Below are 16,092 nucleotides of genomic sequence, written 5' to 3'. Positions count from 1 at the left end.
TTGATATAATAACACCATATGTTCAAGCAGGACAAGTTATGATTATTAATTTGAAGAACAATAAAGGGAGATTTAAGGAGGAAATTCCATGCTGCCATCCAATGATCGGTTGAAGGAAACAACTGTATCAACTGAGCATATTTTTACGGGAAAAGTAATATCTCTTCAGGTCGATACGGTGCAATTGCCTGATAGAACTAGCGGAAAACGGGAAATCGTTAAGCATCCCGGCGCCGTAGCGGTGCTCGCCATTCATAACGGACGTTTATTGCTCGTGGATCAATATCGCCAGGCGATGGGGCGCTGCGAGCTGGAAATACCGGCGGGGAAGCTGGAGCCGGACGAAGATGCTATGGAAGCGGCAAGACGTGAGTTGGAGGAGGAGACAGGATACAAATGCGGAAAGCTGTCTCTGCTTCATTCTTTTTACACTTCACCTGGATTTGCTGATGAAATCATTCATTTATACTGGGCGGAGGAACTGATGCAAGGCGAAGCCTCGCCGGATGAAGATGAATTTTTAGAAGTTATTGAAGCGACTTTCGAGGAAGCACAGCAGTATATTTCTTCAGGGCGAATTTCAGATGCAAAGACGATTTTAGCAGCATATATATGGCAGCAAAAGCTGTCTATCCATAATAGCAATCAGGGATTACGATGATGAGCGGCAGCGATAACAGCAAGCTAACGACCTGCTATGCCGATCTTCATGTACACATTGGGCGAACGAACGCCGGGAATCCCGTCAAAATTAGCGGCAGCCGCAATTTAACGTTTGGCAACATCGCCAAGGAAGCGGAGGAGCGCAAAGGAATTTCACTGGTGGGCATCATAGATTGCCATTCTCCGGGGGTACAGCGGGATATCGCGGAATATTTGCAATCGGGAGAAATGAAAGAACTGCAGCAAGGCGGTATCGCCTACGGAGGGACGACGATTCTGCTTGGCTGCGAGCTTGAAATTCGGGAGCCAGGACTGGGACCAGCGCATTTGCTCGTTTTTTTTCCTGATTTTGCGGCGATGAAGTCATTTACGGCTTGGCTGGAAAAGCATATGAAAAATGTAAATTTAAGCTCGCAGCGTGTATATTCGTCCGCACGCAACCTGCAGCAGGAAGTTTACAGCCGTGGTGGAATGCTGATTCCGGCTCATATATTTACCCCGCACCGCAGTATTTATGGCAGCTGTTCCCCGCGCATGGCAGACGTGCTTGATCTGGAGCTCATTAGTGCCGTGGAGCTTGGCCTTAGCGCTGACAGTGAGATGGCTGGATTGATTAGTGAGCTGGATCGCTACACGATTTTGACGAATTCGGACGCCCATTCCTTAGGGAAGATCGGCAGAGAATATAATGAGCTGTCGATTGCCGCGCCGAATTACCGCGAGTTTGAAAAAGCGCTGAAGCGGGAGGAAGGCAGAGGAATCGTCGCTAATTACGGGTTGAATCCGCGCCTTGGCAAGTATCATCGGACTTTTTGCGCGGGATGCAGCTATATTATCGATGAGGCGGATATCGCGGTTGAGCGCTGTCCTTATTGCGGCTCGGCCAAGCTTGTTCGCGGCGTACTGGATCGTATCAGATCGATTGCGGACCGGGAGGATCCGGCTGTGCCTGCCTATCGTCCGCCTTACCGTTATCAGGTGCCGCTGGAGTTTATTCCGGGCCTTGGGCCAGCGAAGTTTGCTGCATTGCTGCAGGCCTTTGGCACTGAGATGAACATATTGCACCGGGTGTCGGAAGACGATTTAGCCCGGGTAATAGGGAGTGAATTAGCTGCACAAATTGGTGCCGCCCGCGAGGGACGGCTTGCCCTAAAGTCCGGAGGCGGCGGAACGTACGGAAAGGTCGCTAAAGACTAAACTATAGGCACGCAAAGTCTAAAATAATGGCTAACCGAAGCCCGGTCAAACTTAGCAAAGCCTAATCAAACCCACTCCAAACCCCAAGTCTAGCCAAAGTATTAACAAATTTTAATCAAATCCTGAACAAATCTAATAAAAGCCTAGTTCAAAGCTCCACAGACTGGAGCCAGTGGAATGAACAATAACGAAACATAATGACAAGGGAAATGAAACTAAATGGCGGGCATAAGAGAGCAAGCTTGTTCATATTTTACTGTTAAGAGGTAGACTATGGAACGGTGAAAGGAGTACTCCCGCATGATCCAGCCTTTTCGTTACGCATTGAAAGATCAGACGCCCCTGTACGTTTTCGTAGCAGTGCTCTTCCTAATGGGGGTCGTGTTCGGAGCTTTAATGGTCAATGCTTTGACGCTTGAACAGCAGCAGGACCTGTCCCGCTATTTGGGCAACTTTTTCGTATCAGTAAATGAGGGAGGAGCCAATTTTCATCCCGTGACATTTTGGGAGTCCGCGATGCTGCATTTGAAGTGGCTTGGGCTGATATGGATATTGGGATTGTCCGTTATCGGCCTTCCGGGCATTTTAATATTAGATTTTTTTAAAGGCGTTCTAATTGGCTTCACCGTTGGTTGTCTCGTAGGGCAGTTTTCCTGGAAAGGGCTGTTGTTTGCCCTCGTATCCGTCGCTCCTCATAATCTGCTCGTTATTCCGGTATTGTTAATTAGCAGCGTTGCCGCCATTGGCTTCTCGCTAAATATTATAAGGAGCAGGGTGCTGATGAGCCGCAGCGGAGGGGCTTCTCGGCCATTTTTAACTTATGCAGGCCTGACGGCTGCTTTATGTGCAATTCTCCTTGCTGCGTCTTCATTTGAAACCTGGGTTACCCCAGTCATGATGGGATGGGTTACGCCTATAATGTAGCGGAGAGTCTTGTAACTATAGGTGACATGGCAGAAGCAGAAATCAAACAGCTTGAAGCACAATTGCTTACTAATCCACAGATAGACGTGTTTGTATTTAGGAGAGATTACTCCTTAACGCATTGTGGTATAAACCGCAATATGCTAAGATAATAATACAAAAAGGAGCCGGTCGCCACCGACTCCCTGCACAACACTTGGGTGGGAAACCCCCAGAACAAGCTGAAAATAACCCGTTCCCGTGGCGCTAACCTGGGTGGGTTATTTTCGTTTATTCAGGTACGTGAGCAATGCGAGGACAAACATTCCAAGCATTAGCACTTCTGAAAACGAAAATTGCATAAGCATCACCTCCGTCTGGAGGCGATACTATCCCACCCAAGTTCAGTTGTACAAGCCAAATTATAACATGAGTCTGCGCTTTCCGCAGGCTCTTTTATTGATTACTGAGTGTAGGTGCAGCTATAGATTAGGAATAAAAAATCACGGAAAAATCACGAAAAAGGAAAAGGCCCGGAAAGCCATACGGAGGAGGAAGCCATAATTACATCTGTATCTACTTAAAAATGGTCAAGAAAGGCTTCGTGAAGATGTGTGGAGAAATACTTAGGATGGGATGGGGTACGCCTATGCTTGAAGTGAGCCTGGCTCTGTTGGACTCTAGCAAAATGTTTGACTTTGTTCATTAACTCCCCCTATAATGAAAGAAGTGATTGTAGATATTAGAACAATGAGCGGCGATTCCTGGGGGAGGGAGAACATGGAAGCAAAGATCGACAAAATCAAGCAGCAGCTACAATCCCAGGGTTATAAATTGACGCCCCAACGGGAAGCTACGGTACGGATACTGCTCGAGAATGAAGACGATCATCTTAGTGCGGAAGATGTTTTCATGCTCGTTAAAGACATTGCTCCTGAAATCGGTCTTGCTACCGTCTACCGTACATTGGAGTTGCTGAGCGAACTGCATGTTGTGGAAAAAATCAATTTCGGCGATGGCGTGGCCCGCTATGATTTAAGAACCGATACGAGCAAGCATCACCATCATCATCTTATTTGCGTACAATGTGGAGCGATGGATGAAATTCGCGAGGATTGGCTTGGGCCTCTGGAAGAAAGACTGGAAGAAGAGTTCGATTTCACTGTGCTCGATCATCGTCTTGATTTCCACGGGATTTGTCACCGCTGCAAGGATAAGAATGGTGACGCCTCCGACGCCGATAATAAGAAATCTTAAGTCCGCATGTAAAGCTCCACACGGCCGCTGTGCTGTGAGGGGCTTTTTTTGAGTCAATTTTTTAACTGGCCAATTCAAAACATAGCTGCTAGCTGCGGAACATTTTTACTTGAAACAAGCCACATATAACTTTGAAACAAGCTACATATTCCCTCTACTTGCTTTATATACTAACAATAAGATGCCTGGCCGGCTGAGGTGTGTTGGAAGGCAGTGAGTTCGGGTAAAAAGAGAGGGAGAGGCTTATGGTTATTTCGCTTCGTAAATATCTGCGCACTTTAAGGCTTATCGTCGTTTTTTGTGCGCTAACTTATTTGTTGTACAAAATGATCGGGCTGTTCGGTGTGTTTTTGTTTCCTGCGGATAAATACCGTATTCCCGATGGGGCTGCAGTAAAAGCGTTTCATATCGAGCGAAGCAACAGTATGGGGCTGGAATATATGGCCGACCGTTTGAAGCTGTTTTACTGGTATGGCGAATAAATGCAGATTGGAGGCGCGGCACCTTGGAACATTATGTTGCCTCATTTCTAAGCTATTTAGCGGATCATAAAAGGTTAAGCGCTGGTACTTTGGAATGCTACAGGAGAGATCTGGAACAGTTTACCCTTTATATGCAGGAGCGTGGCCTTATGGAGCCGGGCGAGATGACGGGAGCCAGCGTGAAACTTTATTTTTCGGCGCTGGACAAGGCGGGAAAAGCAGCGGCTACTATTGCCAGAGCGTCCGTGTCCCTGCGGGCTTTTTTTCAATATTTACAGCGGGAACGCCTGACAGAGCAAGATCTTAGCCTTTCGGTTGAAGCTCCAAAAGTCGACAAAGCTATGCCGCAAACATTGACGATTGATGAAATGGACCTGCTGCTGAACCTGCCGGATGTTTCGAGTGCGGCTGGCCTGCGCGATAAAGCGATGCTCGAGCTTCTCTATGCAACGGGAATTCGGGTATCGGAGCTAATCGCGATTCATGTGGAGGATGTGGATACCTCTCTGCGGTATGTGAGATGTTCCAGCGGCAAGGAACGGATTATTCCGATCGGGGCCGTTACCGCCGAATGGATTCAGAAGTATATAGCCGACAGCCGTCCCGTTTTAGGGAGCAGCGGGGATGACGGTCCCGGCGCTCCTGAAACGCCAGATGCAAAAGGTGCATTGTTTGTCAATATTCGCGGTGAGGCTATTTCCCGCCAGGGTTTTTGGAAAATCGTGAAAAAGTACGGTGAGAAAGCCGGGTTTGACTTTGCGATTACTCCGCATACGCTTCGCCATTCTTTTGCCGTACATTTGCTTGAAGGCGGGGCAGACGTGAAATCGGTACAGGAAATGTTAGGACATGCCGATATGGTTACTGTACAAATGTATTTAAGCAGCAAGAGATCCAATTTGAAATCCGTGTATGAGTCCTTTCATCCTCGGGCCCAGGTCCAAATCATGCATAAGGAAACCACAATACAACAAAAGGGAGAGTAATTACGATGACGACCACATTGACACAAGGAATGATTCAAGAGGCAGCAGACTTTATTTCATCGAAAACGAGTGTATCGCCGAAGGTAGGCTTGATTCTCGGTTCAGGTCTTGGCGTACTGGCTGATCATATTGAGAACGCCGTAAGTATCGCTTATCAGGAAATTCCTTATTTTCCCCTATCGACAGTAGAAGGGCATGCCGGAGAACTGCTCATCGGCTCGGTTCATGGTACCTCTGTAGTGCTCATGAAGGGACGCTTTCATATGTATGAAGGCTATGGCCCGGAATTAACGGCGTTCCCTGTGCGGGTCATGAAGGCGCTGGGCGTAGAAAAGCTGCTTGTCACGAATGCGGCCGGCGGTATCAACACATCCTACAATCCTGGTGATTTAATGCTGATTGCGGATCACATCAATATGACGGGCCGAAATCCGCTTACAGGACCGAATGATAACGAGCTCGGCGCTCGCTTCCCAGATATGTCCGAAGCATACAGCCGAAAGCTTCGTGAAGTGGCAAAGCAAGCAGCTGAGGAGAAGGGAATCCCGCTGCAGGAAGGGATTTATGTCGGATTGCTGGGCCCTTCCTACGAAACGCCGGCTGAAATTCGCATGTTCCGAACCTTGGGCGCGGATGCCGTGGGCATGTCTACGGTATCGGAAGTTATTGTGGCCCGGCATGCGGGAATTGAAGTGCTGGGTATTTCCTGTATCAGCAACATGGCGGCGGGAATATTAGACCAGCCATTATCCCATGAGGAGGTCATCGAGACGACGGATCGGGTTCGCGAGAAGTTCCTAAATCTCGTTTTGGGCATCATCCCCAAGCTGTAAGAGAATGCCCATTGAAATAATTGTTAAGCGGCGCTGCCAAGTGATCTGCCCAGATCCTTGGTACGCCGTTTTTTTTGCGTGGACAGGAATATATTGGCTTTGTTTCGCCGATACTAGGTTAGCAGAATCCAATAACTAGTAGAACTTGTTAAAGGGGGACTAATTTTGAGCAAGCGGCTGTTAATATGGAGCATCGTTATGTTGCTAACGATCTCGGTTTGGCCAATAGCTGTACCTGCAGCGCATGCTGTATCTCAGGAGGAAGACGAGGATGTTCTGCTTGCGGCGAATGCCAATTCCGCCATTCTTATGGATGCAGATACAGGGACAGTGATTTATGAGAAGAAAAGCCATGAGAAGCTTCCGCCGGCCAGCATTACCAAAATCATGACGATGCTGCTGACGATGGAAGCGATCGATAAGGGCACTTTGAAGCTGACGGACAAAGTATCGACGAGTGAACATGCTTCATCCATGGGCGGATCGCAGATTTTTCTGGAGCCTGGAGAAGAAATGACGGTAGATGAGCTGCTAAAAGGAGTAGCAATGGCTTCCGGAAATGACGCTTCCGTAGCTCTCGCCGAGAAAGTTGCCGGTTCCGAGAAAGCTTTCATCAGGATGATGAATGAGCGGGCTGCAGAGCTTGGCATGAAAGACACACACTTTAAAAACTGCAATGGATTGCCCGTAGAAAATCATTACAGCTCTGCTTATGATATTGCTGTGATGAGCCGGGAACTGCTGAAGTACCCGATAATCACCAAATATACCGGGGCCTACCAGGACTATTTGCGGCAAAATACGCAGAAGCCGTTCTGGCTTGTCAATACGAACAAATTGGTGAGATTTTATAACGGAGCTGACGGTCTGAAAACCGGGTATACTTCAGAAGCGAAATTTTGTCTCGCAGCTACCGCGCAAAGAGATGGGCTGCGGGTCATTGCGGTCGTCCTTGGCGAACCTAACACGAAGACGCGAAACAGTGAAGTGACAGCGATGTTCGATTATGCTTTTTCTCAATATACGCTGCTGCCGATTTATAAAGCGGGCGAAGTGATCGGGAAGGTAAAAGTCCAGAAAGGGCAGTCCTCTACACTGGAGCTGGCTGCGGCCCGGCAATTAAATGTATTGGTCAAAAAAGGTGCGGCGCCAGACAGTATTACTCATAAGCTGGACGTGCCAGAGAAGCTGGCTGCACCGGTGAAAAAGGGACAAAGCATCGGCAAGCTGATCGTCTATCAGGATGAGAAGGTGATTAGGGAATTCCAATTGAAATCGCCGAATGAAATTGCTAAAGCAGGCTGGTGGACGTTGTTTAAGCGCTCGGCATCGCACCTGTTTTTTGTAGATTCTTAGGGTTTTTCTTCTAGTTTTGTCAATGAGAAGGAATTTGTTGTGAAGTTGTTGAATAGTTGTGTTCATGTCAGGGAGGAGAGTGAACAGACGTGAATTTGCATGTAGAAATGGTACGGCATCGCGAGACGCTGATTGTGCGTTTAAGCGGGGAATTGGATCATCATACGGCAGATGACGTAAGGATGAGAATGGATGAGGAAATTGCCCGGGGGGATTGCCGTCATCTTGTGCTTAGCTTGAAGTCTTTGCAATTTATGGACAGCTCAGGTCTGGGCGTCATTTTGGGAAGGTACAAGCTGATCAAGCACAAAGGGGGAAAAATGGTGTTGTGCGATGTAAATCGCTCGGTTTATCGGCTGTTCGAAATGTCGGGGCTCTTTAAAATTATGAGCATTTTCGAGAATGAGAGCGCCGCGCTCTCTGAATTGGAGGTCGCATTATGAATCAAGCCGCCAGCAATTTTATGTCGCTGCAGTTCGCCGCAAGATCGGAGAATGAATCGTTCGCCAGGGTTGCGGTTGCTGCTTTTGTCTCACAGCTAGATCCGACGATGGATGAAATTACCGATCTGAAGACCGTCGTTTCCGAAGCCGTAACGAACTGTATCATTCACGGTTATGACAGCGACCCCGATCGGGTGGTAACCATTTCAGCGCAAATTGAAGGTGATACGGTTACGCTGGTCATTGAAGATGAAGGCAAAGGAATAGAAGACGTAGAGCTGGCAAAGCAGCCTTTATACACGTCCAAGCCGGAACTTGAACGTTCGGGGATGGGCTTTACGATCATGGAGAATTTTATGGACGAGTTCGATGTGGTGAGCGAAGTGGACGGCGGCACTTCCATCCGGATGAAGAAAAGGATTGTATCCAAGAAAGCTTTATATAATTAGGGGTTGGATCTATGGACGCTGAAGTGAAGCAAACCTCAAGGGAGTTTTTGGACGATGCAGAAGTGAAGCGGTTGATTGCTTTAAGTCAATCCGGGGATTTCGCTGCCCGCGATCGGCTTGTGAACTGCAACATACGGCTCGTCTGGTCGGTAGTGCAGCGGTTTATGAATCGGGGTTATGAGCCCGAGGACCTGTTCCAGATCGGCTGTATCGGCTTGCTGAAGTCAGTGGATAAATTCGATCTCAGTTATGACGTCAAATTTTCCACGTATGCCGTACCGATGATTATCGGGGAAATTCAGCGGTTTCTGCGTGATGACGGGACGCTTAAGGTCAGCCGCTCGCTGAAAGAGATGGCGAATAAAGTTCGCAAGAAGAAGGATGAGCTGTCCAAGGTGCTAAATCGTCTGCCTACGGTCAAGGAAGTGGCCGATGAGCTCGGTTTAACACCGGAGGATGTCGTCTTTGCCCAAGAGGCCAACAAGCCGCCGACCTCGATTCATGAGACGGTGTTCGAGAACGACGGTGATCCGATCACTTTAATGGATCAAATCGCCGACGAATCCCAGGAGCGCTGGTTCGACAAGCTGGCGCTGCATGAAGCGATTGATGGTTTATCCGAGCGGGAACGGTTGATCGTCTATTTGCGGTATTATCGCGATCAGACCCAATCCGAGGTGGCGGCCCGGCTCGGAATATCTCAAGTACAGGTATCGAGGCTGGAGAAAAAAATACTGCAGAACATCCGTGACCAAATTGCGCAATGACATGAGTAAAATATTGTACAAGAACAAGCACAGTTGCTGAAACGGCTTTCGGTTAAATCCGAAAGCTGTTTTTCTTTTTGAAAATTTTAGAAAATATATTGGCTAACGTTTTCTCGCCTGAAATATGCATACGCATTCAAGGAAGCTGGAGCTGGCCGAATTGATGAATCGCGAGTAAAGCGGCGCTCCCCTTGGCATACTATGGACAATTCGTCCTGGAAAGAGGTGTTAGGATGAAACAGGGCGCTGCTACGATCTTCTTGCAGCTGCGCAAGCATGTCAAGCTCCCGCCTGGCCAGGCCATACGGCTGCGCGACGTGGCGCGCGTGCTGACCGATTCCAGGCTGGAGTCAGCGCTTCTGGATATGATTCTGAAGCAGCCAAGGGAACAGGACGGCAATCTCGTGCTGATCGACATGCTGCTTATTATAGAGCGCATCCAGGAGCGCATCCCGGATATACATGTGGAGTACATCGGCGAGCCGCAGGTGCTGGTGGAAATGGTCAGCACAGGAAAGAAGCCGCTGCTGCTCCTTTTTATTATCGTCTGGCTGCTCCTGTTTTTCGGTTCGGCCCTGACGATCATGAATTTCCATGCGGATGTAAGCATGCAGGCGGTGCAGGTGCGGATCGTCGAAATGATTACTGGAGAGCGGGATGAACATCCTTACTTGTTCCAAGGGGCATATTCCATCGGCATTGGTTTCGGAATGGTCGTGTTCTTCAACCATTTGTTTAAGAAAAAGTGGAATGAAGAGCCGACTCCGCTTGAGGTAGAAATGTATCTTTACCAGGAAAACCTGAACCAATTCGTCATTTCCGAGGAATATAAAAAAATGCACAAAGCGGGGGGACGGGAGGAGGAGAAGCGTTGATTTCACTCTGGTTGGCGGCAGTGCTCATTTTTCTCGGGTTAGCGGGCGGCATCGCCGTTGGAGGAGGAATCATTGCCCTCTTCATCGTACTTGACGTCATCCCGAGATTGGCGCAGGTGACCAGCTCCTATGACAAGGTGCATTGGTATGAAGGTGCGATGGTCAGCGGAGCGTTTGTCGGAACTGTCGCCGATTTTTATAAATGGCATATTCACGGCCCTTGGCTGGTCAGCGGATTTGTAGGCTTGCTGAATGGCGTGTTCATCGGTCTGCTGGCCGCTGCCTTGACCGAGGTGCTGAATGTTTTGCCGATTCTCGCCAAGAGACTGCAAATGCAGCATTATTTATTGGGATTGCTTCTGGCGATGGTATTCGGAAAAGTTGCTGGCTCCATGTTTGAATTTTTTATATACACACCCTAGATTGAAGGCCGCTTGGCTGGATTGTAAGGATACTTTAGTTAGATTGAAGAGAACCTTAGATCATAGGCGGTTTGATGCTAGCTTAAGGTAAGGAGGTAAAGCATATGACGGACCGGGAGCACAACGAACATTCGCAGGAGCAGCCGGATTTTATTCCTTATCCAGAAGAGTATTCCGTTGAAGAGACGGACGGCGTCGATGAGGGACAGGGAAGCGGGCATAAGACGCAGGAAAATAGGCAGGATGAGCTGCGAGGCAGAAAGGCGGAGGAGGAGCGTTCCGATTCGATCGAGGAATCGGTGGTCTATTGGCAGCAAAGCGACGATATTAGCGAGGAGCTGGCTACGACAAAGAAAACGCTTGAGGAGGTTGCCAGCCTCGGCAAGAGTTTTGACGTTGATTTCCGTGAAATGACGTTCGGAGAGACGCGGACCGGGCTGTTCTTCATTAGCGGCTTTGCAAAAGAGGACATTTTACAGGAAATATTGAAGCGGCTGACGTATTTGACACCCGATAATTTATCTTCGGGTGCGCTGCATGCTTTTTTTGATCTCTATATCCCGCATATCCAGGTCAAAAAAATCGATAAGCTGAGCGATGTTATCACGATGGTGCTTAGCGGAATGAGCGCTTTATTTATTGAAGGCGAGCGTGAAGCTCTAGTGATGGATACCCGGACTTATCCCGTGCGGAATCCGGAGGAGCCCTCGCTCGAGCGTGTAGTAAGGGGGGCGAGGGACGGTTTTACGGAAACGCTGCTCACGAATATTTCCCTCGTGCGCCGGCGCCTTCGCGATCCTGGACTCACCTTTGAACTGCATAAGGTAGGGCGCAGAACGCAAACCGATGTCTGTATCGCGTATATCGACGACATCGTAGATAAAACACAGGTTGAGTCCGTGCGTGATAAGATCACTTCGATTGATATCGACGGCATTCCGCTTGCAGACAAGCAATTGGAGGAAGCGATCGTGCGCAAGGGCTGGAATCCGTATCCGCTGGTCCGGTATTCGGAGCGGCCGGATGTCGTTGCTTCGCATATACTGGAGGGGCGGGTGGCATTGTTTAGCGATACGTCGCCCAGCGTCATTATTTTCCCGACGACCTTTTTTGACCTATGCCAGCATGCGGAAGAGAACAGGCAGACGGCGTTTATGGGCTCTTATTTACGCTGGGTGCGCTTTGCCGGCATATTCGCATCGCTGTTCCTGCTTCCGCTATGGCTCCTCATGGTGATTCATCCTGAGCTGAAGCCGGCTGCCTTGTCGTTTATTGGTCCGCAGACCCAGGCTAAAATTCCGTTGATCGCCCAATTTCTTCTGATTGAATTCGGGGTCGATCTGTTGCGGATGGCCGCCGTCCATACGCCAACCCCGCTGGCTTCGGCCATGGGCTTGATTGCCGCAATACTAATCGGAGATATCGCTGTTAAAACGGGCCTGTTTGTCAATGAGGTGGTGCTGTATATGGCCGTCGCGGCGATCGGGATGTTTGCCACGCCGAGCTATGAGCTCGGGCTTGCGAATAGGGCGATCCGGCTGGGCCTGCTGGTCGCTGTCGCGGTGTTCGGGGGACCGGGGCTGGTTGTGGGCATGACGGCGTTTATTATATGGCTGACGCTCCGGCGCTCCTATAATTCCTCCTACCTGTGGCCGTTTATCCCGTTTAATGCAAAGGCGATGGCCGCTATTTTATTCCGTTTTCCGGTAATGACCTCCAAGCAACGGCCGTCCATCAACAAGACAAGGGACCGCTCCCGTATGCCGCGGCAGGAGTAGGAGAACAGGTTGTCCGACAAAAAATACAAATGATCATCGTAAAAATCCATTTTTCAGTTCACCTAATGTTTGCTATACTGGTGTAAAAATCGAAAGTGGAGAGTGCTAAATGTATTTACATGGTACTAGTAAAATTAATGCCAAAGGGCATCTTGAAATCGGCGGCTGCGATACGGTCGATTTGAAGCAGCAGTATGGTACGCCGCTCTATATTGTGGATGAAGCACTTGTCCGGCAAAGATGCCGCGAATATATGGATGCATTTAAGCAAGCGGGCTTGCCGTTTCAGGTGGCCTATGCGAGCAAGGCTTTTTGCGTGATGGCGATGTGCAGAGTCGTGGAAGAGGAGGGGCTGTCATTGGACGTCGTCTCCGAAGGGGAGTTGTACACGGCCCTGCAGGCCGGCTTCCCAGCCGAGCGCATTCATTTCCATGGCAACAACAAGACGCTGGATGAGCTGGAAATGGCAATTAATGCAGGCATTGGCTGCTTCGTCGTGGACAATTTCACGGAGCTGCATTTGCTGCAAGCAGTTGCTGCGGAGAAGGGCGTCGCGGTGAACGTACTGCTGCGGGTTACTCCTGGCGTGGAAGCTCATACGCATGAGTTTATTTCGACGGGGCAGACCGATTCGAAGTTCGGCTTCGATCTCGGGAACGGCTCGGCGAAGGAGGCGGTTGAGCTTGCTTCCAGCAGCTCGAATCTCCGCTTGCTGGGCGTCCATTCCCATATCGGCTCGCAAATATTTGAGGTCGAGGGCTTTGAGCTAGCCGTAGAGCGCGTGGCACAATTTGCGGCAGGCGTTAAGGAGACGCTAGGTGTTGTGTTTAAGGTGGTTAACCTCGGCGGTGGATTTGGCATCCGCTACACTGAGGAGGACCAACCGCTGCACGTGTCCCATTACGTTAAGGCGATTACGGATGCGGTGAAGAAGTATTTCGCAAAGACTTATGCGCAAATTCCGGAAATTTGGGTGGAGCCAGGCCGCAGCATCATCGGCGATGCGGGCACGACGCTGTATACGATTGGCTCAACGAAGGATATTCCCGGCGTACGCAAATACGTCGCTGTTGACGGCGGAATGACCGATAATCCGCGCCCGGCGCTGTACGATTCCAAGTACGAGGCGATGCTGGCGAACCGGGGCAACGATGATAACGAAGAGACGGTATCGATTGCCGGCAAGTGCTGCGAGAGCGGGGATATGCTCATCTGGGATTTGGAGCTGCCCAAGGCGAATCAGGGAGATTTGCTCGCCGTAGCCTGTACGGGGGCGTATAATTACGCCATGGCCAGCAATTACAACCGCATTCGCCGTCCGGCGGTCGTCTTCGTCAAGGACGGGGTTAGCGACGTTGTCGTTAAGCGCGAGACGCTGGAGGACATCATTTCCTGCGATGTCATTCCCGAGCGTATTTCCAAGCAGCCGTCGTTTAAATAAGGCATAAAAGTTCCGCCGCCAAAAAAATAGGCGGCGGAACTTTTTGCTCATCGCCCGATTTCATAGTAAACTGTAAGAGGTTTGTCTTACTGAGAAAAAAGAAGGAAGTGATCCGATATGAAGAAAGGCAAGATCGTACTGGAAAATGGCGGAGAGGTGGAAATTCAGTTTTTGCCGGAAGAAGCGCCGGGCACGGTTGCGAACTTCGAGAAGCTGGCCAACTCCGGTTACTATAACGGACTGACGTTCCACCGTGTTATCCCTGGTTTCGTAGCGCAAGGCGGCTGTCCAACTGGAAACGGCACGGGCGGACCCGGCTACACGATCAAATGCGAGACGGCAACGAATACGACCAAGCACGAGCGTGGTGTGCTGTCTATGGCGCATGCGGGCAAAGATACAGGCGGGAGCCAGTTCTTTATCGTGTACGAGCCACAGCCGCATTTAAATGGCGTACACACGGTGTTCGGGAAAGTGACTTCCGGTATGGAGCTGGTGGATCAAGTCCGCCCTGGCGACAAAATGAAGGAAGTTACCGTTTGGGACGAAGCTTAATTTAAGCAAATGAATTTTCAGAGAAATGGCATCGATCAAATGATCGGTGTCATTTTTTATATGCACCGGGTTGTGGATTGTAACTTTTTCCCATCATCAAACGATTAATTGCCAAACGATGATTATTATATGGAGGCTGTAGGGAAATGAAATATCAAATCCATTGTTTGCGCAAAACGGTATTATTGTTCTTTGGATGTTTCCTGGTCGCGAGCTGTGTGCTGATCGCGGGCTGCTCGTCTCGTCAGGAAGGAGATACTTTGAAGGGGGATTCTGCATTTAAAATTATGTATGCAGACGATCGTACTTTTTTTAGTGCTTACGGGGACTTGTTCTCGATGAGACATCCTGATATTGATATTAAGGTTGTGTCAGACTTAGGGCTTTATGATGAAGGCAAAGATCCGATCCAGTCGATGAAGGAGTATGTCGATCGGGAGCAGCCGGATGTTATCGTGCTTAATACTGAGCAATATGAGTATTTTGCCGAGGAAGGGCTGATCCTGGATTTGGAGCCTTTGATACAGCGGGATCATTATGATATTGCAGGGATTTACCCGGGAGTAATTGATATTTTGAAATTTTTGGGGAATGACAAGCTGTATGGGTTTTCCCCTGACTTTTATAGCGATGGCATCCTTTTTAACAGGGAAATTTTTAAGAAGTATGGGGTGGAAGAACCGACAGGCCCGCTTACCTGGGATGAGATTTTTGCGCTGGCTGCACGTTTTCCTATAGATGGGGACGAGTCGGCGCGAATATTCGGTTATGATGAACAGTATTCGCACAGCAGCGGAATAAGTAATTATTTACATGCTGTTTCGCGGACAGAGGGCCTGAGTTGGGTAAATACAGATACGATGACCGTGACGGTTGAAACGGATTCATGGAAGGAAGTTTTTGAACTGGCTGTGGATGCCTTGAAGTCGGGAGCGCTGCCGGCTGCAGGTGAAAACGAATTATCTCCAGATATGAGCAATTATTTCGCTAGAAAGCTGTTTTTGAACGGCCGGGCTGCCATGACGACGGGAAGTGTATTTTTTTTCTACGAGATGGAAGAGGCAGACAAGCTGCTGAAAAATTTTAAAAAGTTTGAAGTCGGAATCGTGCCCGGACCAGTAAGTTCATTGGAACGAGACAAAACGACGGGAATTATGATGAATGAAATTTTCGCAATTAATGCCGCCTCCGCAAATGTTGACGCTTCCTGGGAGTTTATCAAGTTTGCAGCAGGGGATGAATTGGCTAAGATCAAGTCGCGAAGAGTAAGCAGTTCGCTCCTGGCCCGGACCGGATACAGCACGGATTTCAATGGGCAGAGTATGGAAATGTTCTATTCGCTGAAACCCGTTTTGAGATCGACCCTAGATGACAGCAAAATTCCTGCTGGCTTTAATGGCCCGTTTTCCGAATTGCTAAACAGGGAGTTGATGCTCGTGAAGGAAGAGAAGAAATCGCTGGCAGAGGCGATGAGGCTTATTCAAGAGGAAGGTCAAGTGATTCTGGATCAGGCGATCCGGGATCAAGCGATGAAGGGAAGCGGTGGGAATTAACGAAAAATAACGGAACTAACAGAAAAAAGATGTCAAGTAAAGCTTCTAGGCTGGGTAAAGCTTAAAGCTTCTAAGTAAAGATTCTAAATAAAAAAGATTCTAAATAAAAAAGATTCTAAATAAAGAGGAGAG

General features: G+C 49.0%; 17 protein-coding genes. All 17 read left to right on the top strand.

Annotated elements, in window-relative coordinates:
* Window positions 1-88: 88 nt before the first annotated feature.
* The 17 genes from G358_RS0119995 (at window position 89) to G358_RS30525 (ending at window position 15,960) form a co-directional block, all read left to right on the top strand.
* Window positions 89-661, top strand: coding sequence for an NUDIX domain-containing protein (locus G358_RS0119995; RefSeq protein WP_019639031.1), 573 nt, complete (start codon window positions 89-91; stop codon window positions 659-661).
* Window positions 661-1,860 (top strand): endonuclease Q family protein, encoded by a 1,200-nt coding sequence (locus G358_RS0119990; protein ID WP_019639030.1) that lies wholly within the window; start codon window positions 661-663, stop codon window positions 1,858-1,860. The genes G358_RS0119995 and G358_RS0119990 overlap by 1 nt, the downstream gene beginning before the upstream one ends.
* A gap of 303 nt (window positions 1,861-2,163) precedes the next feature.
* Complete coding sequence (gene spoIIM, locus G358_RS0119985; RefSeq protein ID WP_026342379.1) at window positions 2,164-2,784, top strand: stage II sporulation protein M; 621 nt, start codon at window positions 2,164-2,166, stop codon at window positions 2,782-2,784.
* Window positions 2,785-3,543: 759 nt separating this feature from the next.
* Entirely contained in the window at window positions 3,544-4,020 is a 477-nt protein-coding gene (gene fur, locus G358_RS0119975) for a ferric iron uptake transcriptional regulator (protein ID WP_019639027.1), read from the top strand.
* Window positions 4,021-4,265: 245 nt separating this feature from the next.
* Window positions 4,266-4,502 (top strand): DUF4227 family protein, encoded by a 237-nt coding sequence (locus G358_RS0119970; protein WP_019639026.1) that lies wholly within the window; start codon window positions 4,266-4,268, stop codon window positions 4,500-4,502.
* 23 nt (window positions 4,503-4,525) lie between these two features.
* Entirely contained in the window at window positions 4,526-5,488 is a 963-nt protein-coding gene (locus G358_RS30530) for a site-specific tyrosine recombinase (RefSeq protein ID WP_019639025.1), read from the top strand.
* 5 nt (window positions 5,489-5,493) lie between these two features.
* The gene (locus G358_RS0119960) at window positions 5,494-6,321 is read left to right on the top strand and encodes a purine-nucleoside phosphorylase (RefSeq protein WP_019639024.1); all 828 of its coding nucleotides are present in this window, start codon (window positions 5,494-5,496) and stop codon (window positions 6,319-6,321) included.
* A 165-nt stretch (window positions 6,322-6,486) separates the two neighbouring features.
* On the top strand, window positions 6,487-7,677 hold the full coding sequence (locus tag G358_RS0119955; RefSeq protein WP_019639023.1) for a D-alanyl-D-alanine carboxypeptidase family protein: 1,191 nt from the start codon (window positions 6,487-6,489) through the stop codon (window positions 7,675-7,677).
* 89 nt (window positions 7,678-7,766) lie between these two features.
* Entirely contained in the window at window positions 7,767-8,120 is a 354-nt protein-coding gene (gene spoIIAA, locus G358_RS0119950; protein WP_019639022.1) for an anti-sigma F factor antagonist, read from the top strand.
* Window positions 8,117-8,569: an anti-sigma F factor gene (gene spoIIAB / locus G358_RS0119945; RefSeq protein ID WP_019639021.1), complete on the top strand. Its 453-nt coding sequence runs from the start codon at window positions 8,117-8,119 to the stop codon at window positions 8,567-8,569. Before spoIIAA ends, spoIIAB begins: the two co-directional genes overlap by 4 nt.
* Window positions 8,570-8,580: 11 nt before the next feature.
* Window positions 8,581-9,336: an RNA polymerase sporulation sigma factor SigF gene (gene sigF / locus G358_RS0119940; RefSeq protein ID WP_019639020.1), complete on the top strand. Its 756-nt coding sequence runs from the start codon at window positions 8,581-8,583 to the stop codon at window positions 9,334-9,336.
* Between the two features lie 233 nt (window positions 9,337-9,569).
* Window positions 9,570-10,211, top strand: a complete 642-nt coding sequence (locus G358_RS0119935; protein WP_019639019.1) for a stage V sporulation protein AA — start codon at window positions 9,570-9,572, stop codon at window positions 10,209-10,211.
* Complete coding sequence (locus G358_RS0119930; protein ID WP_019639018.1) at window positions 10,208-10,633, top strand: stage V sporulation protein AB; 426 nt, start codon at window positions 10,208-10,210, stop codon at window positions 10,631-10,633. The genes G358_RS0119935 and G358_RS0119930 overlap by 4 nt, the downstream gene beginning before the upstream one ends.
* 104 nt (window positions 10,634-10,737) lie before the next feature.
* A complete protein-coding gene (locus G358_RS0119925; protein WP_019639017.1) occupies window positions 10,738-12,411 on the top strand; it encodes a spore germination protein in 1,674 nt (557 codons plus the stop codon).
* Window positions 12,412-12,520: 109 nt separating this feature from the next.
* Window positions 12,521-13,852: a diaminopimelate decarboxylase gene (gene lysA / locus G358_RS0119920; RefSeq protein WP_019639016.1), complete on the top strand. Its 1,332-nt coding sequence runs from the start codon at window positions 12,521-12,523 to the stop codon at window positions 13,850-13,852.
* 117 nt (window positions 13,853-13,969) lie between these two features.
* Window positions 13,970-14,407 (top strand): peptidylprolyl isomerase, encoded by a 438-nt coding sequence (locus G358_RS0119915; protein ID WP_019639015.1) that lies wholly within the window; start codon window positions 13,970-13,972, stop codon window positions 14,405-14,407.
* A 146-nt stretch (window positions 14,408-14,553) separates the two neighbouring features.
* Window positions 14,554-15,960, top strand: coding sequence for an ABC transporter substrate-binding protein (locus tag G358_RS30525; RefSeq protein WP_019639014.1), 1,407 nt, complete (start codon window positions 14,554-14,556; stop codon window positions 15,958-15,960).
* Window positions 15,961-16,092: the final 132 nt, after the last annotated feature.

Origin of the sequence: Paenibacillus fonticola DSM 21315 (assembly GCF_000381905.1) — a bacterium.
In the GTDB taxonomy this organism is placed as follows: Bacteria; Bacillota; Bacilli; order Paenibacillales; family Paenibacillaceae; genus Fontibacillus; species Fontibacillus fonticola.
This window is presented reverse-complemented; position numbering and strand designations above follow the sequence as displayed.